At 58.5% G+C, this 25,179-nt stretch carries 25 protein-coding genes, 2 tRNA genes and 1 riboswitch; of the genes, 14 read left to right on the top strand and 13 right to left on the bottom strand.

Translation table 11 applies throughout. The annotated features are described in order from the left end of the window. The first annotated feature begins 13 nt into the window (after positions 1–13). The 3 genes from E5180_RS07185 to panC all read left to right on the top strand — a co-directional run bounded on the left by E5180_RS07185 (position 14) and on the right by panC (position 2,783). On the top strand, positions 14–958 hold the full coding sequence (locus tag E5180_RS07185) for a DMT family transporter (protein WP_138923779.1): 945 nt from the start codon (positions 14–16) through the stop codon (positions 956–958). A 155-nt stretch (positions 959–1,113) separates the two neighbouring features. Then, positions 1,114–1,941: a 3-methyl-2-oxobutanoate hydroxymethyltransferase gene (panB, locus tag E5180_RS07180; protein WP_138923778.1), complete on the top strand. Its 828-nt coding sequence runs from the start codon at positions 1,114–1,116 to the stop codon at positions 1,939–1,941. Beyond that, entirely contained in the window at positions 1,938–2,783 is an 846-nt protein-coding gene (panC, locus tag E5180_RS07175; RefSeq protein WP_138923777.1) for a pantoate--beta-alanine ligase, read from the top strand. The genes panB and panC overlap by 4 nt, the downstream gene beginning before the upstream one ends. Positions 2,784–2,856: 73 nt before the next feature. Here the strand turns inward: panC and E5180_RS07170 are convergent, their stop codons facing one another. From E5180_RS07170 to E5180_RS07155, 4 genes are all read right to left on the bottom strand, one after another. Further along, entirely contained in the window at positions 2,857–4,374 is a 1,518-nt protein-coding gene (locus tag E5180_RS07170) for a catalase (protein WP_138923776.1), read from the bottom strand. A 105-nt stretch (positions 4,375–4,479) separates the two neighbouring features. Beyond that, positions 4,480–5,247 (bottom strand): ABC transporter ATP-binding protein, encoded by a 768-nt coding sequence (locus E5180_RS07165; protein ID WP_138923775.1) that lies wholly within the window; start codon positions 5,245–5,247, stop codon positions 4,480–4,482. Continuing rightward, complete coding sequence (locus E5180_RS07160; protein WP_254700569.1) at positions 5,244–6,272, bottom strand: FecCD family ABC transporter permease; 1,029 nt, start codon at positions 6,270–6,272, stop codon at positions 5,244–5,246. The genes E5180_RS07165 and E5180_RS07160 overlap by 4 nt, the downstream gene beginning before the upstream one ends. Positions 6,273–6,292: 20 nt before the next feature. Next, a complete protein-coding gene (locus tag E5180_RS07155; RefSeq protein WP_138923773.1) occupies positions 6,293–7,324 on the bottom strand; it encodes an ABC transporter substrate-binding protein in 1,032 nt (343 codons plus the stop codon). A gap of 144 nt (positions 7,325–7,468) precedes the next feature. Further along, positions 7,469–7,667, bottom strand: a riboswitch (cobalamin riboswitch). Between the two features lie 320 nt (positions 7,668–7,987). On the opposite strand from E5180_RS07155, the gene E5180_RS07150 reads away from it, so the two are divergent. From E5180_RS07150 to E5180_RS07140, 3 genes are all read left to right on the top strand, one after another. Next, a complete protein-coding gene (locus E5180_RS07150; RefSeq protein ID WP_138923772.1) occupies positions 7,988–9,313 on the top strand; it encodes a tyrosine-type recombinase/integrase in 1,326 nt (441 codons plus the stop codon). After that, positions 9,313–9,549, top strand: coding sequence for a hypothetical protein (locus tag E5180_RS07145; RefSeq protein ID WP_138923771.1), 237 nt, complete (start codon positions 9,313–9,315; stop codon positions 9,547–9,549). The genes E5180_RS07150 and E5180_RS07145 overlap by 1 nt, the downstream gene beginning before the upstream one ends. Before the next feature lie 122 nt (positions 9,550–9,671). After that, the gene (locus tag E5180_RS07140) at positions 9,672–9,980 is read left to right on the top strand and encodes a helix-turn-helix transcriptional regulator (protein ID WP_138923770.1); all 309 of its coding nucleotides are present in this window, start codon (positions 9,672–9,674) and stop codon (positions 9,978–9,980) included. Between the two features lie 153 nt (positions 9,981–10,133). Here E5180_RS07140 and E5180_RS15905 read toward each other — a convergent pair whose 3' ends face one another. Further along, complete coding sequence (locus E5180_RS15905; RefSeq protein WP_254700559.1) at positions 10,134–10,418, bottom strand: hypothetical protein; 285 nt, start codon at positions 10,416–10,418, stop codon at positions 10,134–10,136. 72 nt (positions 10,419–10,490) lie between these two features. Here E5180_RS15905 and E5180_RS16110 point away from each other — a divergent pair, with 72 nt between their 5' ends. The 6 genes from E5180_RS16110 to E5180_RS07110 all read left to right on the top strand — a co-directional run bounded on the left by E5180_RS16110 (position 10,491) and on the right by E5180_RS07110 (position 15,209). Next, positions 10,491–11,933, top strand: coding sequence for an AAA family ATPase (locus E5180_RS16110; RefSeq protein WP_441351444.1), 1,443 nt, complete (start codon positions 10,491–10,493; stop codon positions 11,931–11,933). Between the two features lie 171 nt (positions 11,934–12,104). Beyond that, positions 12,105–12,428 (top strand): hypothetical protein, encoded by a 324-nt coding sequence (locus E5180_RS07130; RefSeq protein ID WP_138923768.1) that lies wholly within the window; start codon positions 12,105–12,107, stop codon positions 12,426–12,428. A gap of 104 nt (positions 12,429–12,532) precedes the next feature. Then, on the top strand, positions 12,533–13,075 hold the full coding sequence (locus E5180_RS07125; RefSeq protein ID WP_138923767.1) for a hypothetical protein: 543 nt from the start codon (positions 12,533–12,535) through the stop codon (positions 13,073–13,075). A gap of 594 nt (positions 13,076–13,669) precedes the next feature. Continuing rightward, positions 13,670–14,041, top strand: a complete 372-nt coding sequence (locus E5180_RS07120) for a hypothetical protein (protein ID WP_138923766.1) — start codon at positions 13,670–13,672, stop codon at positions 14,039–14,041. Then, positions 14,038–14,772, top strand: a complete 735-nt coding sequence (locus E5180_RS07115; RefSeq protein ID WP_138923765.1) for a hypothetical protein — start codon at positions 14,038–14,040, stop codon at positions 14,770–14,772. The genes E5180_RS07120 and E5180_RS07115 overlap by 4 nt, the downstream gene beginning before the upstream one ends. 2 nt (positions 14,773–14,774) lie before the next feature. After that, positions 14,775–15,209 carry a hypothetical protein gene (locus tag E5180_RS07110; RefSeq protein WP_138923764.1) on the top strand — a complete coding sequence of 145 codons (435 nt, stop codon included), beginning with the start codon at positions 14,775–14,777 and terminating at the stop codon, positions 15,207–15,209. Positions 15,210–16,268: 1,059 nt separating this feature from the next. Here E5180_RS07110 and E5180_RS07105 read toward each other — a convergent pair. The 5 genes from E5180_RS07105 to E5180_RS07085 form a co-directional block, all read right to left on the bottom strand. Beyond that, positions 16,269–16,343, bottom strand: a tRNA-Glu gene (locus E5180_RS07105). A 205-nt stretch (positions 16,344–16,548) separates the two neighbouring features. Further along, positions 16,549–16,623, bottom strand: a tRNA-Glu gene (locus E5180_RS07100). Positions 16,624–16,698: 75 nt separating this feature from the next. Beyond that, on the bottom strand, positions 16,699–18,438 hold the full coding sequence (gene recJ / locus E5180_RS07095; protein WP_138923763.1) for a single-stranded-DNA-specific exonuclease RecJ: 1,740 nt from the start codon (positions 18,436–18,438) through the stop codon (positions 16,699–16,701). A gap of 101 nt (positions 18,439–18,539) precedes the next feature. Beyond that, positions 18,540–19,826, bottom strand: coding sequence for a homoserine dehydrogenase (locus tag E5180_RS07090; RefSeq protein WP_138923762.1), 1,287 nt, complete (start codon positions 19,824–19,826; stop codon positions 18,540–18,542). Between the two features lie 106 nt (positions 19,827–19,932). Continuing rightward, complete coding sequence (locus tag E5180_RS07085; RefSeq protein WP_138923761.1) at positions 19,933–20,229, bottom strand: hypothetical protein; 297 nt, start codon at positions 20,227–20,229, stop codon at positions 19,933–19,935. 79 nt (positions 20,230–20,308) lie between these two features. On the opposite strand from E5180_RS07085, the gene E5180_RS07080 reads away from it, so the two are divergent. Next, positions 20,309–20,896 carry a TetR/AcrR family transcriptional regulator gene (locus E5180_RS07080; RefSeq protein WP_138923760.1) on the top strand — a complete coding sequence of 196 codons (588 nt, stop codon included), beginning with the start codon at positions 20,309–20,311 and terminating at the stop codon, positions 20,894–20,896. Between the two features lie 34 nt (positions 20,897–20,930). Here E5180_RS07080 and E5180_RS07075 read toward each other — a convergent pair whose 3' ends face one another. From E5180_RS07075 to E5180_RS07065, 3 genes are all read right to left on the bottom strand, one after another. After that, positions 20,931–21,842, bottom strand: coding sequence for a pirin family protein (locus tag E5180_RS07075; RefSeq protein WP_093733690.1), 912 nt, complete (start codon positions 21,840–21,842; stop codon positions 20,931–20,933). A gap of 141 nt (positions 21,843–21,983) precedes the next feature. Beyond that, on the bottom strand, positions 21,984–22,664 hold the full coding sequence (locus tag E5180_RS07070) for a nitroreductase (protein ID WP_138923759.1): 681 nt from the start codon (positions 22,662–22,664) through the stop codon (positions 21,984–21,986). A gap of 94 nt (positions 22,665–22,758) precedes the next feature. Further along, complete coding sequence (locus E5180_RS07065; protein ID WP_138923758.1) at positions 22,759–24,132, bottom strand: L-serine ammonia-lyase; 1,374 nt, start codon at positions 24,130–24,132, stop codon at positions 22,759–22,761. 252 nt (positions 24,133–24,384) lie between these two features. Here E5180_RS07065 and rpiA point away from each other — a divergent pair, with 252 nt between their 5' ends. Continuing rightward, positions 24,385–25,173, top strand: coding sequence for a ribose-5-phosphate isomerase RpiA (gene rpiA / locus E5180_RS07060; protein WP_138923757.1), 789 nt, complete (start codon positions 24,385–24,387; stop codon positions 25,171–25,173). The last annotated feature ends 6 nt before the right edge of the window (positions 25,174–25,179 follow it).

Here is a 25,179-nt window from a genome sequence, read left to right as displayed (position 1 = left end):
TAGGCGTGACCCTATGACAAACGCGGCCAATGCGGGCAGTCAAAGCAATGCGCGTGGCATCGCGGGTGTGCTGTTCGCGGGTACCGTTTGGGGCACGACAGGCACGGCCGCGACTTTCGCCCCCGATGTCAGTGCTGCTGCCATCGGTGCTGCTGCCATGGGGATTGGCGGTCTCGGACAGGCGCTGCTCGCGCTGCGGGGCATGGCCCATGCGCGTGCGCAACTGTGGCAGCATCGTGGTTTGCTGCTGCTGGGGGCCTTGGCCGTCATGATTTATCCACTGGCCTTTTACGGCGCGATGCGGCTGGCGGGGGTGACCATCGGTACCGTCGTCACCATCGGCACCGCGCCCTTGTTTGCCGCTCTCATTGAAAATGTGATGGAACGATCCAAGCTGACCCTGCGCTGGACCGTCGGTGCGCTGTCGGGCGTTGCGGGGATGGTGCTGATTTGTCTGGCCGAGGGGAGCAGCCACGGCGCTGTGGGCGGTTCATCTGTCCCGCTTGGGGTGGCGCTTGGTCTGCTGGGGGGCTTTACTTATGCGCTGTATAGCTGGACGGCGCGGGCGGTGATGGTGCGTGGCGTGCGGTCATCGGTCGTGATGGGCGCGACCTTTGGTCTGGGAGGAATACTGCTCATGCCCGTGCTGATCGTAACGGGTGGCCCACTGCTGGCATCATGGGGCAATGCGGCGGTGGGGCTTTATATGGCGTTTGTGCCGATGTTTCTGGGCTATATCTGTTTCGGGTACGGGCTGTCACGGGTGCGTGCTAGTATGGCCACCACGCTGACGCTGATCGAACCCGTGGTCGCGGCGGTGCTGGCCGTGGTCATTGTGGGCGAACGCTTGCCCGCCTTGGGGTGGACCGGTGTGGGACTGGTCGTGATGTGCCTGCTGGTGTTGACCATGCCTATGGGACACCGTGCCCAGACCGTCCCGCCCATCCCGTCAAAGTAGCACCAAATCACCTGACGCTGCGACACGCGAAAATTCTTTCGGGTTTTGCTACCTCAACCGCGATGTTTTGGTCTAGAAGCATGCGCAAGCCGGCCCATGCCTGTGCATGCGCCACAGTGATTGCAATGACGTACCTTATACAAAGGACCGCCAAGATGAGCGCAACAGCCCGCAAGACTGCCCCGATGCCGACGGATATTCTGGCTCGAAAAGGGGGGGCTCCGCTGGTGAGCCTGACGGCCTATACGACGCCGATGGCACAGGTGATGGATGGAATCTGCGACTTTGTGCTGGTGGGCGATTCAGTGGGGATGGTGCTGCACGGGCTGCCGTCGACGCTCGAGGTCACGATGGAGATGATGATCTTGCACGGTCAAGCCGTGCGGCGCGGGCTGAAGCAGTCGATGCTGGTGATCGACATGCCCTTTGGCAGTTATGAACAAAGCCCGGCTCAAGCCTTTGAAAACGCGGCGCGTTTGATGCGCGAAACCGGTGCTGGGGCGGTCAAGCTCGAGGGGGGCGAGGTGATGGAAGACACCATCGCGTTCCTGACCAAGCGGGGCATTCCGGTGATGGCGCATATCGGGCTGACGCCGCAGTCGATCCACACGCTTGGCGGCTATAAGGTGCAGGGGCGCGGCGCGGCAGGCACGCAGCTGATGGTCGACGCGCAGGCGGTGACGCGGGCAGGGGCCTTTGCCGTGGTGCTTGAAAAAGTACCGCAAGCGCTGGCCAACCAGATCACCAAAACCGTCGCCATTCCCACCATCGGCATCGGTGCATCCGCGCAATGCGACGGGCAAATTCTGGTGGTCGACGACATGCTGGGACTGTTCACCGCCTTCAAGGCGAAATTCGTAAAACGCTACGCCCATCTGGGTGATGACGCAAAGGCCGCGGTTCAGGCCTATGCCGACGAGGTCACGGCGCGATCCTTCCCCGGGCCCGACCATGTATTTTCTGACGAGGTTTCCAAAACATGACACCCCAAATTATCCGCACCCTGACCGAGCTGCGCAGCAAAGTCGCCGGATGGAAAGCCGCGGGCGAAAGTGTCGCCGTCGTGCCCACGATGGGTGCGCTGCATCAGGGTCACCTGAGCCTTGTTCGGGCGGGGAAAGAGGTCTGCGACCGCGTGATCGTGACGATCTTTATCAACCCCAAGCAATTCAACAACCCTGATGACTACAAGAACTATCCCCGCACCGAAGAAGAGGACGCGCGCAAGCTGATCTCGTTGAAGGCGGATGTGGTTTACGTGCCTGACGGGGCGCAGATGTACCCCGATGGCTTTGCGACGACCGTATCCGTCGATGGCATCACCCAAGGGTTGTGCGGTGCGCATCGGGCAGGGCACTTTGACGGGGTTGCGACCATCGTGACCAAGCTGTTTACCCAGACCCAAGCCGACAAGGCGTTCTTTGGCGAAAAGGACTATCAGCAGCTGCAGGTGGTCACCCGTCTGGCCCGCGATCTGGACCTCCCGATCGAGGTCGTCGGTTGCCCTACCATCCGCGAAGAGGACGGGCTGGCCATGTCGTCGCGCAACCTGATGTTGTCGGATCGCGCCCGTACGTGGGCACCAGAATTGCACCGCGCGATGGAAGAGATGTCAGAGGGGCTGCGCGCGGGGGGGGATCTTGAAGCATTGCGCGCGGTGGCAGTGAAGCGGATTGAGCGCGCGGGCTTTACGCAAGTGGAATACCTTGATTTGCGATCCGCCGACCGGTTGGAACTGATGACCACGCCCGACCGTCCTGCACGCTTGCTTGCAGCTGCTTGGTTGGCCGGTGTGCGGCTGATCGACAATATCGCCGTCGGATAACACAGCGAAGCTAGACACAGCAAAGCGGGGCCTGCTAAGGCCCCGCTGATCGCGTGCAATAGATAGGTTGGCGTTACTTGCCGCCAATGCTTAGCGCTGACGCCATACCGGGCGCTTTGGATTCACCGCCCAGCTTTTCACGCACTCCGGCCTCGATCTTGTCGCCGGTTTCCTTGTCGACATTGCGCCAGTATTCAAAGGCGCGGACCAGCACCTTTTCACTGACACCGTCACACAAATGACCCACGACGTTCGACACCAAACGTTCGCGGCCGTCCGCGTCCATGACCTCGCGGACCAGCTTGCCGGCTTGGGTCCAGTCGTCATCATCAGGGCGCAGGGTATAGGCCTGACGCACCATTTCACCATCGGAATACCACAGGCCGGCCTCATGCCGGTGCGGCTGCGCAGACGGGCCACCGTAGGAGTTGGGCGCGTAAACCGGATCAGAGACTTTTTCAGTCCGGCCCGCACCATCCTTTGAATAGCTATGCGTGGGCGAGACGGGCTTGTTGACGGGAATCTGCTTGTAGTTCACCCCCAGCCGCGCGCGGTGCGCATCAGCATAGGCAAAGCCGCGTGCCATCAACATCTTATCCGGTGACAGTCCAACGCCCGGCACCATGTTGTTTGGCTCGAAAGCGGCCTGTTCGATCTCTGTGTGGAAATCGGTGGGGTTGCGGTTCAGCGTCAGCTTGCCGACCTCGATCAATGGGTAATCGTCGTGCGGCCAGACTTTGGTCAGGTCAAACGGGTTGATGCGATAGGTCTTGGCATCCTCGTACGGCATGATCTGCCATTTGAGCGTCCAGCTGGGGTGGTTCCCGTCGCGGATGTTGTTGAACAGATCGGCGCGGTGATAATCGCCGTTGGTCCCGGCCAGCTTGTCGGCCTCGTCCTGACTGAGATAGGCGTTGCCGTCGCCCTGATCGGTGTGGAAGTGGAACTTGACCCAGAATTTTTCACCCTCCGCGTTGACCAGCGAATAGGTATGGCTGGAATAGCCGTTCATCTCGCGCCAGTTTTTGGGGATGCCGCGGTCTCCCATCAGATAGGTTACCTGATGCGCACTTTCTGGCGACAGGGTCCAGAAGTCCCACTGCATGTCGTGGTCGCGCATGTTGTTGTCGGCGCGGCGTTTCTGGCTCCGGATGAACTGCTGGAACTTGATCGGGTCGCGCACAAAGAAGATCGGGGTGTTGTTGCCGACCATGTCAAAGATGCCTTCGTCGGTGTACATCTTGACCGAAAAGCCGCGCGGGTCGCGCCATGTGTCAGGGCTGCCGCGTTCCCCCGCCACGGTAGAGAACCGCATCACCACATCGCATGTCGCACCGGGCTGAAAGATATTCGCCATCGTATATTTCGACACGTCCTGCGTCGTCTCGAAGGTGCCGAACGCACCGGAGCCTTTGGCGTGGGGCTGGCGTTCTGGGATGCGCTCGCGGTTGAAATTCGCCATCTGTTCAAGAAGATAGGCATCATTCAGCACGATCGGGCCATCGGGGCCAACGGTCAGCGAATGTTCATCACTTTGAACGCGAATACCTGCGTCAGTGGTGGTGGGAGGGGTCTGCTTTTTATCGGTCATCTGTAGCTACTCCTTCAGGATCCTTAGGTTAAACCTAAGGAGAGCGCGTAAGGTTCCCGACCGGATGCGTAAGATGAGCGTTAAATGTTGCGCAGGTTGTGCCAGTTAATGGGCAGCGGTGTGAAAGCGGATCACTTGGGCGTTGTCCGCCGGATCCGTGAGGAAGTGGCCGCAGACGCCGAACACCTCGCGCAGCAGAGGTTCGTTCATGATCTCGGACGGGGTGCCAATGGCACGCAAAGTGCCGTTTTGCAGCACGCAGATACGGTCGCAAAGGGTGGCTTGGTTCAGGTCATGCAGCGCGATGATGGCGGTGGTTGGCAGGCGTTGGATCAGCTCGAGGATCGACAGTTGGTGCCGGATATCAAGGTGGTTCGTCGGCTCGTCCAGCAGCAGCACTTGCGGCCTTTGTGCCAAGGCGCGCGCGATATGGACGCGCTGTTGTTCACCGCCCGACAGCGTGTGCCAGTGCCGGTCGCCAAAGCCCGACAGGTCCACATCCGCCAAGGCCTGTGTCACGATGGCATCATCCTGATGGCTCCACCCGCGCAGGGCCGACAGCCACGGTGTGCGGCCCAGTTCAACGGCATGCCGCACGGTGATGCGGTCAGCGGTGTCGGCGTGTTGTTCGACCAACGCCAGCCGTTGCGCGATATCGCGCTGGCGCATCTTTGCCAGCGGTGCGCCGTCCAGTTCGACCCGCCCGCGCGACGGTTTCTGAATGCCGGCGAGCATATGCAGCAACGTGGATTTACCCGATCCGTTCGGCCCGATCAGCCCCAGCTTTTCGCCCGGACGCAAGGACAGGGACACATCGTTGACAATGGCGCGGTTGCGCACCCGCCAGCCCAGTTCGTGACACGACAGGATCATGGCGACGTCCTTTTGCCAATCAGGATCAGCGCAAACACAGGCGCGCCGACCAAAGCGGTAACGACGCCAATGGGCAGCACTTGGCCCGGTACGATCACCCGCGAAATCACATCGGCAAAGACCAGGAACACAGCGCCCGCCAGGGCGGACGCCGGGACAAGGATCGCGTGGCGGTGCCCTACGACAATGCGCATGGCGTGGGGGATCACCAGCCCGACAAAGCCGATCGCCCCGACCACCGATACCATCACCGCCGTGACCAGTGCCGCCGTGCCGATCAGCAGCAGCTGCACGCGGCGCACCGGAATGCCCAAGGACGCGGCACTGTCGCTGCCAAAAGTAAAGGCATCCAACGCACGGGCGTGCCACAGGCAGGCGACCAAGCCGATCATCGCGGCAGGCAGCGCGCTGAACACATCCGGCCAACGCACGCCCGACATGTTTCCCAAGAGCCAGAACATGATGGCGCGGGCCTGTTCCGCATTCGCGGATTTGGTGATCATCAGCGCGGTCAGGGCGTTGAACATCTGGCTGCCAGCAATGCCTGCCAGCACGATCACACCCGCCGCCCGCAGTCCCACGCCGCCCCCCGCTGCCTGCGCCAGCACGGCGACAAAGGCAAAGGCCACAAGCGCCCCGCTGAATGCCCCGATGGACAGCGAGATCGCACCACCTCCCAGCCCGAGGATGGTCACCGCGACGGCACCCGTCGACGCGCCCGCCGAGATGCCCAGCAGATAAGGGTCCGCCAACGCATTGCGCAGCAGGGCTTGCAACACGACGCCTGACAGCGCCAGACCGGCCCCGCAACACATCGCGACCACGGCCCGTGCCATGCGGTAGTTCCACACAATGCCTTCGTCGATCTTGTCGACCGCATAGCCCGCGTTCAGCACCTTGTTGGCCAGCACTTTCAGCACCACCTGCGGCGGGATGGAGACTTCGCCAATAGCGGCACCAAACAGCAGCGCGGCCAACAGCACGGGCGGGATAATCACCCACCAGTGCCACTGCGGCCTGCGCATTACGGGGCTGTCGATTGCGGTCATTCGGCCAGATCGAAACCGGACAGCGCGTCGGCCATCGTCTCGAGCGCATAGATCGCGCGCACGGTCGGGTCCATCGCATGGGCGTCCATGGTGATGATGCGGCCCTCTTTCACGGCGGTCATCTCGCGGGCGACGGGGTCAGTCATCAGGAATTCGCGCTTTTTCTCGATATCATCAGCCGGAAAGCGGCGACGGTCCATCTTGGCAAGAACAATGAAGGTCGGATCTGATTTCGCCAGTGTTTCCCAGCCTACCAGCGGCCATTCCTCGGCCGAGGTCACAACGTTTTCGACGCCAAGCTTGTCCATCATATAGGCGGGCACACCCTGCTGGCCGGCGACATAGGGGTCCGCCGCCATTTCCGACGCAGAGAACCAGAACAACGCTGATGTACCCTGAGGCAGGTTCAGCGATTTGGCCTTCGCCACGGCCTTTGCTTCGCGCGATTGCAGGTCTTGCAGCAGGGCTGCACCAGCATCTTGCGCGTTGTAGATCCGGGCAAGTTCCTCGATGCTGGTATAGAGCTGCTGGGTGGTGAACAGTTCAGATCGCGTGCCATCCGCCCCGACCGTATTGTCCTTTGCGGCGCAGTCGGTGGGCATCACATAGGTCGGAACGCCAACCTCGTGAAAACTGTCGCGGGTACCAACCATACCTTCGGGACCGACGTGCCATTCATACATGACGGTGACCAGATCGGGACGTTTGGCCAGAACGCTTTCAAAGCTGGGGTCATTGTCGGCCAACCTGTCGATGGCGGCGTTGGTCTCTTTAAACTCTGGCAGGACAGAGCTGAACCAGACCGACGTGCCCTTGATCCGGTCCTGCTGGCCCAGAAGATACAGGATCTCGGTCGTGGATTGCCCGATGGTCACGGTGGCCTCGGGGACGCTGTCAAAGGTCAGGCTGTGGCCGCAATTATCGATGGTCAGCGGATAGTCTGTTTCTGCCGCCAGCACGGTGCTACCTGCAAGGGAGGCGATCAGGGTCAGGCCGGTAAATGTCGCTTTTGCGCGTGTGGTTGTCATGTCGAAGGCTCCGGTTGGTCCGACGCCGGGGTCTTTGAATAGAAAGAGAAGGGGCCAGCAAAACGGCGCGCGGGCGCAAGGTGGTCTGCGCGTGTCGTAAGGCTCGGTCCCATCATCATCCTCTCCCGAGCAACCCCGCCCGGTGTTTCAGGTTCAGTGTCGGCAGGTCTCCTGACTGACGGATCGCGGCTGTCCCCGCCTTCCCGGACCAAAGGGCCCAGTGGCATGATGGAGGTAGCTCACCGTCTACAGTTGCGGGGGCAGTTTCGGTTCATCCAAGACCAAGCTCGAATGGCGAATTCCCTATTATTTCCCGAAGGAAACCGACCGCATTTCGATGACAGTTGTTCCGGCACCCGTCAAGCCGCGTTTTGCACGCTACCCTTGGCGTCAGGCATGATTGGTGCGGCCCGGTCTTGATGCGCCATGCCACTGCAGGCCCTAACCGACCGTCGGGTGGGCCAGTAACTGCGGCAAATATAGGTTGGGGGAAAGTACAAGTGGCAGCCCGTAGGGCTTCCGATAGTATGTCTATCACCGTCTAGAGTCGTCTGAAATACCCATTGTTTCCAATTACTTGTTGGATTGTATCGTCTATCAGTGTCTTGCGTTGTCTGCCTGAATCTGCCAAATTTCTGTAGTAGAAAATGAGTAGGATAGCACATGGCACGGGGTTCCGATCTTCTGGACGACAAGACCGTAAAGGCGAAAACGGCACCGGGGCACTACCGCGACGGTAGGGGGCTTTTTCTGCAAGTGTCGAAATGGGGCACGAAATCTTGGGTCTTCCGTTACACGAGTCGCGGCAAAGCGCGTGGCATGGGGCTTGGGTCGTATGAAGACGTTTCGTTGAAAGACGCCCGTAACGAAGTTGATAACCTTCGCGTCGCAGTAAGGGAGGGCCGTGATCCTGTCGAAGAACGCCGCAAGTTGAACGCCGCGCCCGACGCGGCCAAAGCCGTTACGTTCGCCGATGCCTTGGACGAATACATGCAAAGCGACTACATTCAAAAGACGCTTTCAAGCGACAAGCACCGCAAGCAATGGCGGGCCAGCCTTGACCTTCACGTTGTCCCAAAGATGGGGGCTAAAGATGTGGGCACTGTCACGATTGACGACGTGAAAGAAGTTTTGAAGCCCATTTGGGCCACGAAAACCGACACCGCCCGGCGTGTTCGCCAGCGTATTGAAAGCGTCTTTGCTTGGGCGATTGACGAAGGTAGCCGCGAAACTGACAATCCCGCTTCGACAAAGGTTCTGCAAATCTGGATCAAGAACCAAAAGAAGGCCGAGGCGCAGAACTTTGCTGCCATTCAACAGGATGATTTGCCCACATGGTTCGCAGAACTTGAAAAGCGGGAAGGCATGGCCGCAAGGGCGCTCACTTTCCTAACCCTTTGCGCAAATCGAAGCGGCGAAATAAGGGGCGCGACATGGGGCGAAATCGACCTCAAGTCGAAGATTTTCACAGTGCCCGCCGCTAGGGCGAAAATGCGAAAGCCCCATGTTGTCGCCATGCCCGAAGCCGCCGTTGCGCTGTTGAAGTCGCTTCCGAACTTCGAAGCCGATCACAACAATCCAAATGCGCTTATCTTTCCGGCCCCAAGAGGCGGTGAAATGTCCGACGCAACAATGTCGGCTGTTATGAAACGGATGCACGAAACCAAGGCGAAGAAAGACGGCAAAGGCTGGATTGATCCGCAGGTTCTCACGCAATCCGACGACCCCGAAGAAGTGCGACTGCCGAAGCCCGCTGTACCCCACGGGTTGAGAAGCTCATTCAAGGATTTCTGCGCACGACGCGGATTTGATAATATTTTGAGTGAGTTAGCATTAAGCCACAATGTGGGAACAGAGGTGGAACGTCGGTATCGCCGCGACGACCTTGTTGAAGAACGTCGGGCCATGATGAATGCCTTTGCCGCCTTCTGTCGCGGCGAAGAAACCGAAGCGTCGAAGGTCGTTCCGCTACGGGCAGGGGTCGCGTAATGCCACGTTGGGAACCGGGTGACTTTAAGATTGCGAAGTCCGATTGGGTGGATAAAGAAACCTTGATTGCCGAAGCATCTTCGGGATTTGAAAGCGGTATTCATCGTAGCTACCGCCAAGCTGCAATTTCAATTGTAGATCGTTACTACTACCGTAAAAGTTTGGGAACCGCAGACCAACGCGAAACCAAAATCGACTATCTTGCCACGAAAATTAGAATGAAACATGCGTCGTAATTAGTAATCGTTCTTTTGTAAGCTATTGTTATCGTAGAAAATTGAGGATTGGCCGCTTCGTCAGGCTGGCCCATGTTCCTCACAAGTCAAGCAGACCCGCTTAGACATGTGAGGATACACCAATGAACGCCTTGACCAATTCGACCGCCATTCCTGCGGAACTCCCCAAATTCAGCCCTGCGGCCCTTGTGCCGAACGCCTTGCTGCGAACCCCCGACGTTTGCGCGGTAACGGGTATGGCCCGCCCGACGCTCTATGAAGCTATGCAACGGGGTATCTTCCCGCGTCCGATCAAGCTTGGCGAAAAGTCGTCGGCTTGGGGTGCTGCGGAAGTGAACATGTGGTGCGCATATCGTCTTGCCGGAAAAACCGAAAACCAACTGAAAGATTTAGTCGTTCAATTGACCGAAGCCCGCAAGCATTGCGCGTAATGGCAGCCGAAACGGCTTCCGAAATATTCGCTAAAGAATTGAATTAAAACGGGAAAGATAATTCCCGAAATTGCTACTAATAACCTATTACAGACAGGCCCGAAGATGAACCCGCAGAACGTTGAAAACATACCGCAAGAACTTAAAGACCTGTCACAATGGGTTTGTCGCAACGAAGCTAAAGAACCGATCAATCCCCACAATGGGCGCTTGGCTTCCGTTGCCAATCCGAACGATTGGGGCACCTTCGAACAAGTTCAAGCCTTTGTCGCCGCAGGAAGTGTTGCAGGCGGCGGCTTCGTAATGACTGAAAATGACCCCTTCGCTTGTATCGACCTTGACGTAAAACCCGGCGAAGCGCCGACCGAACTGCAAAAGCAAGTCCTTGAACAGTTTCCCGGCTATGCAGAAATCAGCCCAAGCGGGCGGGGTTTGCATCTTTGGGTCAAAGGCGCGGTGCCGACGGGCCGCAACAAGGAAAAGGTCGAAATCTATTCGTCGGGTCGATACATGACCATGACCGGAAACGTATTTCGGTCGGGCGGTATCCATGATTGCAATGACCGCCTAAACGACCTTTGGCGTTACCTTGACCGAAGCGCCCCCGTCGAAAGTTCTGCAAATCCCGTCGTTGATCCGAACCCCGCGCCGACGATAAATGACGAAGCCTTGCGCGGTAGCATATTGGGTTCGCCTGCAAACGCGGAACACTACAACGGCACAAGCGGGGCTAACCCTTCGGATGCTCATTTCGCCGTTCTCAACGCCCTTTGCCTCTTTTCTAATGACGAAGCGCAGGTTCGCCGGGTTGTCTTGGCAAGCCCGCTTGTGCAGAACGGCCCGCCCGGTGCGAATGGGGAAACTCGCCAACAAAAGGTCGAACGCTTGTGGGGAACCGAATACCCCCGCGCTGCCCGCCGTGGTGCGCAGGAACGGCACCGGGGGGCGCAGTCCGCAGCACATGGGGCGCAGATAGCCGCTGGTATCGCGCCGCAGCCTGTCGGGTCGCCAAGGTCGCGTCTGCGGTCGGCCCGCGACCTGCAACACAAGCATTTTGCGCCTATCAATTGGGTGCTGCCCGGTATCGTGCCGGAAGGGTTGGCGTTCCTTGCCAGCGTTCCGAAGTTCGGCAAAAGCTGGTGGACGTTGGACGCTGCCCGCGCAAAGGCAGACGGCGACTTGTTCATGGGGCAGCAATGCGAACCCGGCGACGTTTTGCTTTTGGCGTTGGAAGACAACGACCGCCGTATGCAGGATCGTTTGCGCCGCGTAACCGGGGGCGACGCATGGCCCGCAAATCTCGAATATGCGACGGAATGGCCCCGACTTGACGAAGGCGGCTTAGACGACATTCGCAATTGGATTGAAAGCAAGTCAAACCCGGCATTAATCGTAATCGACACGCTGGCAATGGTGAAGCCTGTTCCCACAAGGGGCAACAAATCCGCTTATGATTTGGACGTTCAAGCGGTCAAGCCGCTGCAACAGCTTGCCAGCGAAAAGCGCGTCGCAATCATTGTCGTCACCCATACCCGCAAGGCCGAAAGCGAAGACCCCTTAGAAAGCGTGACTTCAACCCTTGGTCTAACTGGCGTTGCCGATACCGTCATTGTCCTAAAGCGCGGCCCGAATAAGGGCACCGGGATTATGTATGGCCGGGGCCGAGACATTGCCGAATTTGAGAAGGCGATAAAGTTCGAAAATTTCCATTGGGTTGCCGACGGAACAGCGAAAGAAGCCTTCGCAGGCGATACGCAAAAGGTTCTTATTGAGGCAATCCGAAACGGGGCGGTTACCCCGAAGGATATGGAAGCCGTAACCGGAATGTCGGGCGAAAGTGTTCGGCAAGCTTTGGTTCGAATGACGAAAAATCAAATCGTTTATCGAACCGGATATGGACAATACGAACTCGCAACATGGCTTGCCGGGGGAACCACCTATGGAACCCCATAGCACCCGTCACAGCCGTCACAGTTGCGACCGCCCTAACACCCCCCGTCACACCCATAACAGTAAGAGTGACAGTGTGACGGCTGTGATGGGGGGTCTTAAGGGTAGGCGGGGCGGCAAGCGGCCATTTTACGTCATATCGTTTTATTCACCCCAAACGAAGGGAACCCCGAAATGAATATCGAAATCAAACACGCAATATTGTGTTGGGATGCAGCGTCGCAGAAAGCCGCCGTCGTTCGGCATCCCGATCACGTCAACGCAAGCGGCCCGTTCATGTTTTCAACTGGCGCTTGTTGGGTTCAGAAATGGCCGAACATGAGCGACGAAGAACGCTTGCTTACGCTGTTGATTGACGCATGGCAGGCCGTAATTCGCGACGGAATGCCAGCAGATGAAATGCACCGAGCTTTGTGCGTCATTCCTGAATTTGCCGAAAGCATCGCCGCCGATGTGCCGGGCAGTAGCAACACCAACATTTTCGCAGGGCTGTTCTAAGTTGTGGGCATCACGGCAGCGATTTGGGCTGCCAAAGTTTCCAACAAAACAAGGCCGAAATAGCCTTCGAACTTATCTACTACAAATCTACTAAGGAAGTCGAAATGTCTAACATGAACGAAATGAGTATCGAAGCGGTCTATGCAACGTTAGATCGCGATTGGCTTGAAAGTCAGTTTTGTTTTGTGGTCGTTAATCAATCCGAAAACGTAAGGTCAAGCGTCACGTCAAGCGAACTTTTCGAAGCGGTCATTGGGTCAAGACTTAGGGCTGTCGTAGCTGACTTGCGCAAAGCTGCGCCTTATCGGGTCGTATCCGTTTCGGAACTATCATCGAACTTGATTGATCGCGTTCCGTCGGCATGGCCGAAGACAATCGACTTGCTTCGTTATCATCGCAACGAAATTTTTTCGGCTGCGGATTTCATTCAAGTGAAAGACGAAATCGGCTGCAAGGTAGCGTACAGCGACGCGCCAATAACGACGTTCGTTCAATACCTCAATCAAATGGACCATCAAGCAATCTGTAATCCAAGACTGTATGAGCGCGAAATAAGCCGAATGATGAAAGTTGCTGCATTGCTTCGCGTTGGCCAACTTGTGCCGTTCGAATTGAACACGCCGAAATTTGAGGCGCGGATAGCATGAAGCCGTGTGTCGTAAATGCGTTCCGCAATCCAAGCGCCTTAACCGAAGCTGATTACGTCGAACTTGTCACCGCCATGCGGAAGGACGCGGCGCAGGCCAACAAGAGGCGCAGGCGGCTTGAAAACGCCGGGGGCACCGATGGACGCGACGCAGAACGGAACGCCGCCTATCGCCGTCGCCGGGCCGAACTTCGGGCGCTCAAAACAGCATGGGGATAGGGCGCGAAAACTTTCTTTTGTCCGCATTTGTCTGTCGTTGTCTGCCCCGAATTTGACACCTTGCCAGCTTTGAATTGCCCGTCCTAAGTGGCCTTTAGCCCCGCCTTAAACGTTCAAATCCGCATGGTAATTCGATGGAAACCCCAAGCCCCGCATGGCCGAAGCCCGCAACCCCCGTCCCCCCGCAAAAGCGGATCAAGCTTGCGTCAATGGGGGATTGCCGCGTTGAAATGATCCGGCTTTACAAGGACATGAGAAATCAGCGGCTAGACGTTGGGGATGGAAGTCGTTTGGTTCACGTTCTTTCCCAAATTCAGCGCAGCTTCATCGACACGTCGTTAGAAGACAGAATTGCAGCCCTTGAAGGTCTAGGCGAATGACCGCCGCGTTGAAATCACGTTTGGCTCGCTTGGAAGCCAAGCACAAATCCGCAGCCGATAAACCGAAAGGCGTTATCGGGGGCCGCTTCAACGGTTCATTTATCGAAGAAGTTGACGGCGTTCTTTACCTGCGCCGCGAAGAACCGCCGGGCGGCTTCGCCGAATATGCCCGAAATCAACAGAACGCCTTGCAAGCCGAACTTCGCACAATCTTCGCCGACATGAACGAACCGCAGCCCGAAGGCATCCCCGCCATTGTGGGCAATGAACCCCTAGCGCCGCTACCCAAGAACAAAAAGCGGGCGCGATACATTGAAATAAACGGCGTTGAACTTGACGCCTTGGCCCTAAGAGGAAACAGAAGATGAACCGCTATCTGAACAACAACCCCGACCATGTGAAATTCTTGGACATGGCCCGTCTAGAAGTCGGGTTTAAGGTCAACTTCTTCGCAATGAACGTCGAAGACATTGACGCCGTGCCGGGCACCGCAGCGACCCGCGCAAAGTATGCCGTGCAAGAGGCGATTTCGCGCCTTGAACGCTTGGCGACCGACACTTCGAAAACGGACGACGCAAAGAACGAAGCTGCGAAGACGCTGTTCAAGAACGTCACGAAAGAAGTTGCCCAATCAATCAAGACAATTCGCAGCTATGGCGACCGCGAAGCCGAAGCCGCGAAGAACCGGGCTTTCGACGTTCTGGCACCGGACGCAACCAAGGGCACGATTTATACCGAAGTTCGCCAGTATTGCCGTGAACAGGCTGCGAAGGGCGACCCAGATTTTCCGGCGAAGTTGTCGCAGATGGTTCGCACCGATATTGACGTTGCGCGGGCTATCAGCGCCGGGCCGGGTTTCTTGTCAGGCGTCGGCGATGATCGTCGTATGCACCTTGTCACCAATGCACTTGAAGCGTTCGCGCCCGACGACGTTGCTCACATGAACCACGCGCTTGAAGTCGGCAAACAGGCCGAACGTATGGAAGCTGGATTGAACAAGCTTGGGCAAGCAATGTTTTCGTCGGCCCTTGCCGACCGGGCATCTTACAGCCGGGTTGACGTAGATGCGCCGTTGATCGCGCCCGAAGCGGGGGAATAACCATGCCCACATTGGCCGAAACCCAATTGAAAGAATTGACCGCATGGCTTGCCGCGTCTTCGCAGGACGAACGAACCTCATTGGGGAACGACTTCATTCGGCACGACGCCTACGGGCAGCTTGTGACCGTCGCCCTAGACGATCCTGCGCCCGATCTGTCGGCGGCTACCGCCTTGGGCTGTCTGCCCTTACTGGAAGCCCATGACGTGCCCGCAGCGACCTTTGCAGCGATTGAGGGGCAGGCCAAGCTAGACAAACGGGCCGCGCATGTTGTTTGGCTGTCAGGGGCCGCGATACACGATCCGCTGCGGGGCGTCCCGGCCTGTCATGTGGTTCGCGTCGCCGACGGGCAGACCTTGCGCCAAGCGGCTGTTGCACGGGGCATTGACCCCGACGCCGACCGCCTAATTGTGGGCATCCCCGCAGTCTGTTTCTAATTCTAACGATCTTCGATCAGATCATTAATCGTCCAAATATCCATGATCATCAGTGGGTGTTGATCAGGTTCTTTGGGGGCAATCCGAAAACCTAAGTTTTGATATAACGAGGTTGTACGATCATTAAGAGAACGCAGAGCAACTCCATAGATTGGAACGTGTCTACGGACTTCGTAGGCTTGTTCGAAAGTCCTCATGAGCAGGTGGCCACCGATGCCTTTGGACTGACTAAAAGTACTGACGCCCAAATACTCTATATAGATTAGGGGGGCACCAGTAGGCCAAAGAGACGAGTGATCAGCATGAAGGAGTTTTCTGCTGTCCTCGTGGGTCAATGAGATAGCAATAAACGAAGAGCCCGAGACGCTACCTCCACTGTAGCCGACCGTCACATTCGACTGCCCACGCTCATGCCTCTTAAACGCTTTAGTTTTAGCCCAACTGTCGATCTCGGGAACTCCACACTTGAAGTCCTTGAGGCAATCCTTACCGTGGATTGGCTTCCAATCTATCTCGTGATTCATGCGACGCAGACTCTAAATAATTTTTATATAGCTGTCGCAATTCACTATTCGGTCCACCCGACTTTTTGTAGCTGTGTCGGCAAAAGTCATAGACCTGCCTTTGGCTATCAAAAGCAGGTTTAACGTTTTCTTCGACACAATCCGAACCAAACAATCGAAAGACACTGTTCAAGCTAAATGCCATGGCCGTCTCCTTTTCTGAGTTAGTTTACGTCTTGCTCTTTTAATTCAACGGTCCGTAACGAGTTTCGTTCCGTTCGACAATACAATTTTCACACGGTTAGCTTGGCTACTAGCAAGACTAGGTGCCCCTATAAGGTGAACGCGCTTTATTAACAAAACACTAGCACTAAGAATCTTACAGAGTCAATTTAAGTGATTTGAAGGTGATTTAAGCTTTATATCTCTCACGACTGCGTAATCGCTTCGCAGGGGTTCGACAGGTCAAACCGGCCATTTTTTGGTGTAGTAGTTATGTAGTAGGATTTTGCTAGATTCTAAAGTCGCAATAAAACCAACGACTTACAATGATATGTGGCAGCCCGTAGGGGAGTCGAACCCCTCTTTTCAGGTTGAAAACCTGACGTCCTAACCGATAGACGAACGGGCCACTTAACTTGTGAGCGCTTCTTTAGGGAAAGCTACTGGAAGGCGCAAGAGAAACCGCGCAGGAAAAACACGAAAATCGGGCGAAAAATTGCATGTCGCGCAGCGCTCGTGTGGGGCTCACAATGGGGAGTGCCGACCTCAAAACGCGCAGATAAATAGCAGCGCAAGGTCTGATAAGTCTATTGCTAATGCAAGGAAGGCACAAGTGGCAGCCCGTAGGGGAGTCGAACCCCTCTTTTCAGGTTGAAAACCTGACGTCCTAACCGATAGACGAACGGGCCACTTAGCTTGTGAGCGTTTCTCTAAGGAAAGCGGCGCAGGCACGCAAGCAGAAATCGAAAGAAAGTGAAAAATTTTTATGCCGGGGCCGCGTCTTCCAGACGCAGCTGCACCGACTGTCGCCCCCGCCATGTGTTGATATCCAGACGCCCCGCCAGATGGAACCGCGCGCCGCCGTGGTTTTCCAGTGCCGGACCAAGCGGCCCGTCAAACGCGCCAAAGGCGATCGCGTCCATTTTTGTATTGTTGCCGTCGCCAAAGCTGATCTTGAGATGGCTTTCACCCACCCGTTTCGCAAAGCGGATTTGCATATCGGCAAACACATATCGCGGGGCAGGGGCACCGGCACCAAAGGGACCGGCCTGTTCCACCTGCTGCGCCAGTTCAACAGTGGCAGCGGCTGGCATCAGCATGCCGTCAAGCTTCAGGTCTGCAGCGCCCGCCAGATGCGCGCCCTGTTTGGCAAGCAGTTCCGACAGCCGCGCCATCGCTTCCTCGAGTTTGTCCTCGGCCACGGTCAGGCCTGCGGCCATTTTGTGTCCGCCACCCTTGATCAACAGGCCCTCGGCTGCCAGCCGCTGGATCGGGGCACCCAGGTCGATCCCCGAGACAGAGCGCCCGGATCCTTTCCCGATGCCATCCTCGAACCCGATCACAACCGACGGACGGTTTGACGCCTCTTTCAGACGAGACGCAACAATGCCCACCACGCCGGGGTGCCAGCCAGCGCCCGACGCCCAAACCAGCGGCGCGTCATACCCGCGTGTTTCTGCTTGATCGAGCGCAGCGGCACGTACGGCGGTCTCTACATCGCGCCGCTCGGTGTTCAACAGGTCGAGCTTTTCAGCAAGGGATTGTGCCTCGTGCGGGTCATCGCAGGCCAGCAATCGCGCCCCGAGATCGGCCTGACCAATGCGTCCGCCTGCGTTGATTCGGGGGCCGAGCAAGAACCCAAGGTGATAGGCCGCGGGGGCCGTATCCATGCGTGCCACATCGGCGAGGGCCGCAAGACCGACCCGGTCGCGCCGCGCCATGACGCGCAGTCCCTGTCGTACAAAGGCACGGTTGACGCCGATCAACGGGGCCACATCCGCCACCGTGGCCAGCCCCACCAGATCCAGCAAACCCATCAGGTCGGGCCCTCGTGCACCCGCCTCTCGCAGCTGCCGCCCAGCCTCGACCAGCATCAAGAATACGACCGCCGCCGCACATAAATGTGCCAGCGCGCCGTCTTCATCCTGTCGGTTCGGGTTCACCACGGCCAAAGCGTCGGGCAGGGTTTCTGCGCCAAGGTGGTGGTCCAGAATAACCACATCCGCCCCGACGGCAGCGGCCACGGGCCCATGAGATAGGGTACCGCAATCGACGCAGACAATCAGATCATGCGCAGCCGCTAGCTCGGCCATCGCCGCGTCATTGGGGCCGTAGCCTTCGTCGATCCGGTCGGGCACATACAGCGTCGCGGCGCAGCCCATGTCGCGCAGCCAGACCAGCAGCAGCGCGGCAGAGCTACCGCCGTCCACATCATAATCCGCAAAGACCGCAATCCGCTGGCGGGCTTTAACCGCAGCCAGAAAACGGGTCGCGGCCTTTTCCATATCGCGCAGGGATCGTGGGTCGGGCAGCAGGTCGCGCAAGGAGGGGGCAAGGAAGGCCTCGGCCTCTTCCGCCGCCACGCCGCGCCGCGCTAATACCTGACATAGGGCCAGCGGCAGGCTGGTCTGCTGCACCAGAACTTCCGTCGCGCGTTCCACCTCGACACCGGGGCCGACCCAGCGACGCCCCGTCAAAGACGCATCAACACCTAGAAAGCTCATGCATCCCTCACTTCCAAATGGTCAAAAATCCTCGCCGAAGGCATCCGGCCTGTCCTGCGCATACTCCGCAGATCGGGGCCCAAACCTCGCCTGCTTCGGGATCAAAGATCCTCGATACGCAGCGCCACAGGGTCGCTTGCCAGTACACCGGTATGCGCCATCGCGTCCAGCGCCTCGTCCAGCGCGGTACGGCTGCATTTATGCGTAACGATCAGCACAGGGGCCTGATCGCTGCGGTGTTCGGTCTGGCGCATGCGGTCGATGCTGATGCCGGCCTCGCCCAGAACGGTGGCAACTTTGGCCAATGCGCCGGGTTTGTCCAGCAGCCCCATGCGCAGATAGAACGCGGCAGGGCGTTGCGACAGCGCTGCGGTGGCCGAGGCGAGCGTCGTCGCCTTCTGGCCAAAGACCGGTCCATGCCAGCCGCGCGCGATATCGCAGATATCTGACAAAACAGCACTGGCCGTGGGGCCTTCGCCCGCACCGGGGCCGCGTAGGACGATCTGCCCAATTGCGTCGCCTTCCAGCACGATCATATTGGTTCCGCCCGCCAGTTGCCCCAGCGGAGAGCTGTCAGGCACAAGGCAGGGCTGCATGCGTTGTTCCAGCCCGCGGCCGGTCATTTGTGCGACACCTAGAAGCTTGATCTTGTAGCCCATGTTGGCGGCGGCCAGAATGTCGTCGATGCTGACGCGCTGGATGCCTTCGATTTCGATCCCGTCGAAATCCACCTGTGTGCCAAAGGCGATAGACGACAGGATCGCCAGCTTATGCGCGGCGTCAATGCCGCCAACATCAAGGTTCGGGTCCGCCTCAAGGTAGCCAAGCGCCTCGGCCTCTTCGAACAGCGAGTTGTAGCCGTTGCCGGTCTCTTCCATGCGGGTCAGGATGTAGTTGCAGGTGCCGTTCATCACGCCCATGACGCGGGTGATCTCGTTCCCGGCAAGGCTTTCCGTCAACGCCTTGATCACCGGGATGCCCCCTGCGACGGCGGCCTCATAGCGGATCAGGCAGCCGGCAGCTTCGGCTTGTTCGGCCAGCGCCTGACCGTGGATGGCCAGCAATGCCTTGTTCGCGGTGACCACATCCTTACCCGAGGCCAGTGCGGCCTCGGTGGCATCCTTGGCGGGACCTTCGTCGCCGCCCATCAGTTCGACAAACACATCGACGTCGTCGCGTTTCGCCAGCGCGATTGGATCGTCCTCCCAAGCGTAGCCGGACAGGGACACACCACGATCTTTGTCGCGGCTGCGTGCAGAGACGGCGGTGATGGTGATAGGGCGGCCTGTGCGCGCTTCGATCAGTGCGGCCTGCTTGCGGATGATCCGCACCACGCCAACCCCAACGGTGCCCAATCCGGCAATCCCAAGACGAAGCGGTTGTGACATGGTGCAATCCTTTTGGTGGTGCGCGGCAGCGGGCTGCGGCGTTTAACGGGGTTCGCCGCGATGTATCCTTTTCCCGCCGCGCACGCAACGCGACATTGCATCTGCTTTACCGCAAACCTTGGGACAAACGCTGCTTTTCAGACCCCGACAGGACCGATCCACGCAACCGTGCAGCACGCGCCTGTAACCGTTCGACCCGTGCCGTCAGGCCGTTTTCGATCTGCGGGATGTTGACCTCTCCGGCGTCTGCCTTGGCCAGCAGCGGATCAATTGGCACCAGCGCGGGGTAATCCGCGGCAAGCAGCTCGGGCGTGGCACGGCTGTCGAGCGCGGGAAATTGGGTGCACGCCGCCGGCAGGACCAGCGCGGCAAGGCAGAATGATAGGAGGATACGGTTCTTCATTTCTCAGTCATGCACCAGCGACAGAAATCGCGCAAGCAGGGGTTTGCCTTTGTACATGTGTTCAATTAACCTTTGCCCCATGGGGCGTACAACCGGATCACATTCTGACATCACTCGGCCAAAAATCCGCGCGGCTGCGCTGCGGCTGTTTGCGCGGCACGGCTTTGCCGCCGTGTCCATGCGCGCGCTCGCGACAGAGGTGGGGGTACAGGCAGGGGCGCTCTATAACTATACGCCGGACAAGCAAACGCTGCTCTTCACTCTGCTTCAGGATCACATGAACGATCTGCTTGAAGCCTGCACCAGTGACGCTGCCCCGACCGCGCTTGAACGCCTGCGGCATTTCGTTGATTTCCACATCCGGTTCCACGCGGATCGCCCGGACGAGGTGTTCATTTCCTATATGGAACTGCGCAACCTGACGCCCGAGAATTTTGCCACTGTCGAAGCCCTGCGCCGTCAGTATGAGGACCGGCTTGAGACGATATTGCGCGATGGGGCCGCCGCCGGAGATTTCGCCATCGCAGATACCAAGATTGCCACGTTGGCGGTGATTGCGATGCTGACGGGGGTAAACACGTGGTATCGCGCGGGCGGGCGGTTGTCGCTGGACGAGGTGATAGCGCAATATTGGGGTATGGTGCGCAAATCCGTCATGGCGGGGTAGGGCCGAGCCGGCCCATACCCCTTTGATTTGGTATTTAGTGTGCGGGTTTGATGAACGTCCCGTTGTTCAGATCGCGCATCGCCTGACGCAGCTCCTCTTGCGTGTTCATCACGATCGGACCGTGCCACGCGACGGGTTCGTCAATCGGTGCACCCGAGATCAGCAAAAAGCGTACGCCTTCTGGTCCTGCCTGCATCGTTACCTCGTCACCCGTGCCAAAACGGATCAGTGTGCGGTCGCCGCTGAGATCGCGGATGTTCACCTCTTCGCCGCCGACCTCTTTCTCTAGCAAGACACCTGACGGGGCAGAGGCATCGGCAAAGGCGGCTGACCCCTGAAAAACATAGGCAAAAGCGCGGCGGTAGGTGTCGATGCGAAAGGTTTTGCGCACACCGGCTGGGACCGTGATATCAAGATATTGCGGATCGGCCGCGATGCCGTCCACGGGGCCTTTTTTGCCCCAGAATTCGCCTGTGATCACGCGTACTGTCGTGCCATCGTCATCGGTGACCACGGGGATATCCTTGGCCGTGACATCCTGATAGCGCGGCGCAGTCATCTTTTGCGCAGATGGCAGATTACCCCAAAGCTGAAACCCGTGCATTTGTCCCTTGGCGTTTCCGTTGGGCATCTCTTGATGCAGGATGCCAGAGCCCGCCGTCATCCACTGCACATCACCAGCACCAAGCGTGCCGACGTTGCCCAGGGAATCCCCGTGTTCGACCGTGCCTTCCAGCACATAGGTGATTGTTTCGATCCCGCGGTGCGGGTGCCACGGGAACCCTTTTTCGAAATCCTGCGGACGTTCGTTGCGGAAATCGTCGAACAGCAGGAAGGGGTCCAGCTCGGACGGGTCCTGAAACCCGAAAGCACGGTGTAGCTTCACGCCTGCGCCTTCCATCGTTTGCTGGGCCGCGCGAGTCTCTAGGGTAGGGCGGATCGACATAGGGGCTCTCCTTATCCTGGTCTGGAACTTAGATAAGGGGCGTGCGTTCATGCGGCAATAGTCGCTATGCGAACCATAAGTGTGCATGGTCGCACAGGGCGGGCAGCGATGCCTTCCCCCGTGCGACACAGTCAGATTTTATCAGTCGTCGAAGCCGACGAAGCGGGTCACCTCTTCGACGGGACGGCGGGTAGAGACGACGGCATTGGCCGAAAAATCCTCGTCGGGCCAGCCCATAGCGACACAGGTCATGATCACCTGATCGTCGGGGATTTGCGCGTGTTCGCGGACCACGGGCGATTGCATGATACCCTGACCGTTAATGACGCAGCCCAGTCCCTTGCTCCATGCGGCAAGGACAAGGCCATAGGTCACCGCGCCCAGATCAAAATGCGCGATAGTGCCATTGTCATTCAGTGACTTGTCAAAGCACACCACGATGGACACGGGCGCATCAAACTGGCGGAAACCGCGCATGACCCAATCCTGACGGCGTTCCTTGTCTTCGCGTTCAATCCCCATAGCGGCAAAAAGCTGTTTCGCGATGCCCACCTGACGGTCCCGGTGCACCCCCGCATAAGCCCCGTGGTCGCTGATTTCACGCACGGGCGGCACGCCTTCCAACATGCGCGTGGAGTTTCCCTCGCGGACTTTTTCCAGCGGGTCACCCGTCAGGACGTGCAGATACCACGGCTGCGTGTTCATCGACGATGGCGCACGGTTGGCCAGTGCGACGACTTCTTCAAGCAGTTCGCGCGACACGGGTTCTTTCTTGAAACCCCTGATGCTGCGTCTTTCCTGCATTGCCTGTTTCAGTTCCATGATGCCCCTCCCGCAAATTTCCTGACGGCTGTCAGACTGTTGTAGTTCCTCGGTGGGGTCAAGCGCGGGCAGGGCTGCGTGCCGCTGCGTAAGATCAGCAGTTGGGAACGTTCACCGCCAGCCCGCCAAGCGAGGTTTCCTTATATTTCTCGGACATATCCGCACCGGTCTGGCGCATGGTTTCGATGCAGGCATCCAGCGGTACCAGATGGGTGCCATCGCCGCGCAGCGCCAGCGAGGCCGCCGACACTGCCTTAATCGCGCCAAGCCCGTTGCGTTCGATGCACGGCACCTGCACCAGACCGCGCACGGGGTCGCAGGTCATGCCCAGATGATGTTCCAGCGCGATTTCAGCGGCGTTTTCGATTTGCGCGGGCGTCCCGCCCATCACGGCACAAAGTCCCGCGGCAGACATCGCCGCGGCGGATCCGACTTCGGCCTGACAGCCTGCTTCGGCCCCCGAGATCGATGCGTTGAACTTGACCAGCCCGCCAATCGCCGCGGCGGTCAGCAAGAAGTCCTCGATATGCGCTTCGGAGGCACCGGGTACGTGGTCCAGATAATAGCGTAAGGTCGCAGGCATAACGCCAGCGGCCCCGTTCGTCGGAGCGGTGACAACTTGCCCACCGGCAGCGTTTTCCTCGTTCACGGCCATGGCGTAGACGCTCATCCAGTCGTTGATTGTGTGGGGCGCGCGCTGGTTCTGGCCGCGTTCTTGCAGCAGGGCGTCATGGATCGCCTTGGCGCGTCGTTTGACGTTTAACCCACCGGGCAGGATGCCGTCGGTTTCGAGCCCACGGTTGATGCAATCGTTCATCACCTGCCACAGACGTTTCGTGCCGTCGCGCAGGTGTTCTGCCCCGCCGCGGGATTCTTCGTTTGCGCGTTTCATCTGCGCGATGCTCTTGCCGGATGCTGCCGACATTTGCAGCATCTCGGCCGCGGATTTGAACGGGAAGGGGACAGGCGCGCCTTCGTCCGTGTCCTTGCCCCCGGCGAGCTCGCTTTCGGTCATCACAAAGCCGCCGCCGATGGAATAATACGTCTCGCGTAGGCTGACGTCGCCTTGGGCGTCGGTGGCCATCAGCATCATCCCGTTGGCATGGCCATCCAGCTTGGTGTCATAGTCAAAGATCATATCGGCCTTGGGCGCGAATTTCAGCGTGCCAAGACCGGGCAGGGTGATCTGTTGCGTCTCGTGTATCTCGGCCAGCACCTCTTCGGCGCGGTCATTGTCATAGTCTTGCGGCGTGAACCCGGCGAGGCCGAGTATCGTGGCGCGGTCAGTGGCGTGGCCGACGCCGGTAAAGGCGAGGCTGCCATGCAACGACGCGCGCAGGCCCGAGAATTTGAACGGCGAGGCGCGCATCAAGTCCAAAAAACGCGCTGCCGCCACCATGGGCCCCATTGTATGGGACGAGGACGGGCCGATGCCCACTTTGAACATATCGAAGACAGAGAGAAACATCAGGTGGCACGTCCTTGCAGGCTGTGATCGGTCATAGGGTGGTGGTATCTCATTGCATCTGGGGCGGGCGATTGAAAACGACCGATCTGCGCGGTTTGCGGTACTCTATCGTGATAATCGCTGCATAAAACCCCTGCGCGGGTCACCTTGGCGGGCACGAGGGCCACAAGAGCCACCAATATCGCGGTTTTGAGGGTCGCGCGTGCGGACGGCTGCGTCTATAAGGGCATCGATTAACGAGGAGTCGCTGCCATGACCGGAGAATTGTCACCCATCGATAAGGCCAAATTTGTCGCCGCCAAACGCGCTGCGCAATTTGTAGAAGACGGCATGCGCGTCGGATTGGGCACCGGCTCCACCGCTGCGTGGCTGGTGCGCTGCTTGGGCGAAATGGTGCGCGACGACGGGTTGCGGATCAAGGGCGTGCCCACCTCCACCCGCACAGCACAGCTGGCGCGCGAAGTGGGGATCGAGGTGATCAGCCTCGATGAAGCCAAGTGGCTGGACCTGACCATCGACGGCGCGGATGAATTCGACGGCGAGCTGAACCTGATCAAGGGCGGCGGCGGTGCGTTGTTGCAAGAAAAGATCGTGGCGACCGCGTCAGATCAAATGGTCGTGATTGCCGACATCGGCAAAGAGGTCGAAACGCTGGGTGCATTTCCCCTTCCGGTAGAGGTTATTCCCTTTGGCTGGCAGACCACACAGGCGCTTGTCGAAGAGACTTTGGTGTCTATGGATGTGCTGGGGCGCAATTCGACGCTTCGGATGAACGGCGAGATCCCCTTTATAACGGATGAGGGAAACTACATCCTTGACCTGCACCTCAAGCGGATCGGCAACGCCCGCCAGATGGCTTTGGTGATGAACCAGATGCCGGGTGTAGTTGAAAACGGGCTGTTCATTGATATCTGTGATGCTGTGGTGATCGGCTATGGCGATGGCCGCGTCGAAGTGCGCGACATCAACGAAGGTACTGTTGATCGCGCTAAGATGGAGTTCGTCGAGACAGATAATCTGTTTTCCGACCTGAGCGATTAACAAAGA

The organism is Sulfitobacter sp. BSw21498, from assembly GCF_006064855.1.
Lineage (GTDB): Bacteria > Pseudomonadota > Alphaproteobacteria > Rhodobacterales > Rhodobacteraceae > Sulfitobacter.
This window is presented reverse-complemented; position numbering and strand designations above follow the sequence as displayed.

Coding starts and splice junctions, on each gene's coding strand:
- E5180_RS07165 (WP_138923775.1), bottom strand. CDS start 5,247: ATGATCCTGTCGTGTCACGAACTGGGCTGGCGGGTGCGCAACCGCGCC.
- rpiA (WP_138923757.1), top strand. CDS start 24,385: ATGACCGGAGAATTGTCACCCATCGATAAGGCCAAATTTGTCGCCGCC.
- E5180_RS07140 (WP_138923770.1), top strand. CDS start 9,672: ATGAACGCCTTGACCAATTCGACCGCCATTCCTGCGGAACTCCCCAAA.
- E5180_RS07080 (WP_138923760.1), top strand. CDS start 20,309: ATGGGGCGTACAACCGGATCACATTCTGACATCACTCGGCCAAAAATC.
- E5180_RS07075 (WP_093733690.1), bottom strand. CDS start 21,842: ATGTCGATCCGCCCTACCCTAGAGACTCGCGCGGCCCAGCAAACGATG.
- panC (WP_138923777.1), top strand. CDS start 1,938: ATGACACCCCAAATTATCCGCACCCTGACCGAGCTGCGCAGCAAAGTC.
- E5180_RS07090 (WP_138923762.1), bottom strand. CDS start 19,826: ATGTCACAACCGCTTCGTCTTGGGATTGCCGGATTGGGCACCGTTGGG.
- E5180_RS07145 (WP_138923771.1), top strand. CDS start 9,313: ATGCCACGTTGGGAACCGGGTGACTTTAAGATTGCGAAGTCCGATTGG.
- E5180_RS07185 (WP_138923779.1), top strand. CDS start 14: ATGACAAACGCGGCCAATGCGGGCAGTCAAAGCAATGCGCGTGGCATC.
- E5180_RS16110 (WP_441351444.1), top strand. CDS start 10,491: ATGACCATGACCGGAAACGTATTTCGGTCGGGCGGTATCCATGATTGC.
- recJ (WP_138923763.1), bottom strand. CDS start 18,438: ATGAGCTTTCTAGGTGTTGATGCGTCTTTGACGGGGCGTCGCTGGGTC.
- E5180_RS07160 (WP_254700569.1), bottom strand. CDS start 6,272: ATGCGCAGGCCGCAGTGGCACTGGTGGGTGATTATCCCGCCCGTGCTG.
- E5180_RS07065 (WP_138923758.1), bottom strand. CDS start 24,132: ATGTTTCTCTCTGTCTTCGATATGTTCAAAGTGGGCATCGGCCCGTCC.
- E5180_RS07110 (WP_138923764.1), top strand. CDS start 14,775: ATGCCCACATTGGCCGAAACCCAATTGAAAGAATTGACCGCATGGCTT.
- panB (WP_138923778.1), top strand. CDS start 1,114: ATGAGCGCAACAGCCCGCAAGACTGCCCCGATGCCGACGGATATTCTG.
- E5180_RS07170 (WP_138923776.1), bottom strand. CDS start 4,374: ATGACCGATAAAAAGCAGACCCCTCCCACCACCACTGACGCAGGTATT.
- E5180_RS07125 (WP_138923767.1), top strand. CDS start 12,533: ATGTCTAACATGAACGAAATGAGTATCGAAGCGGTCTATGCAACGTTA.
- E5180_RS07120 (WP_138923766.1), top strand. CDS start 13,670: ATGACCGCCGCGTTGAAATCACGTTTGGCTCGCTTGGAAGCCAAGCAC.
- E5180_RS07085 (WP_138923761.1), bottom strand. CDS start 20,229: ATGAAGAACCGTATCCTCCTATCATTCTGCCTTGCCGCGCTGGTCCTG.
- E5180_RS07070 (WP_138923759.1), bottom strand. CDS start 22,664: ATGGAACTGAAACAGGCAATGCAGGAAAGACGCAGCATCAGGGGTTTC.
- E5180_RS07155 (WP_138923773.1), bottom strand. CDS start 7,324: ATGACAACCACACGCGCAAAAGCGACATTTACCGGCCTGACCCTGATC.
- E5180_RS07130 (WP_138923768.1), top strand. CDS start 12,105: ATGAATATCGAAATCAAACACGCAATATTGTGTTGGGATGCAGCGTCG.
- E5180_RS15905 (WP_254700559.1), bottom strand. CDS start 10,418: ATGCAAACCCCGCCCGCTTGGGCTGATTTCTGCATAGCCGGGAAACTG.
- E5180_RS07115 (WP_138923765.1), top strand. CDS start 14,038: ATGAACCGCTATCTGAACAACAACCCCGACCATGTGAAATTCTTGGAC.
- E5180_RS07150 (WP_138923772.1), top strand. CDS start 7,988: ATGGCACGGGGTTCCGATCTTCTGGACGACAAGACCGTAAAGGCGAAA.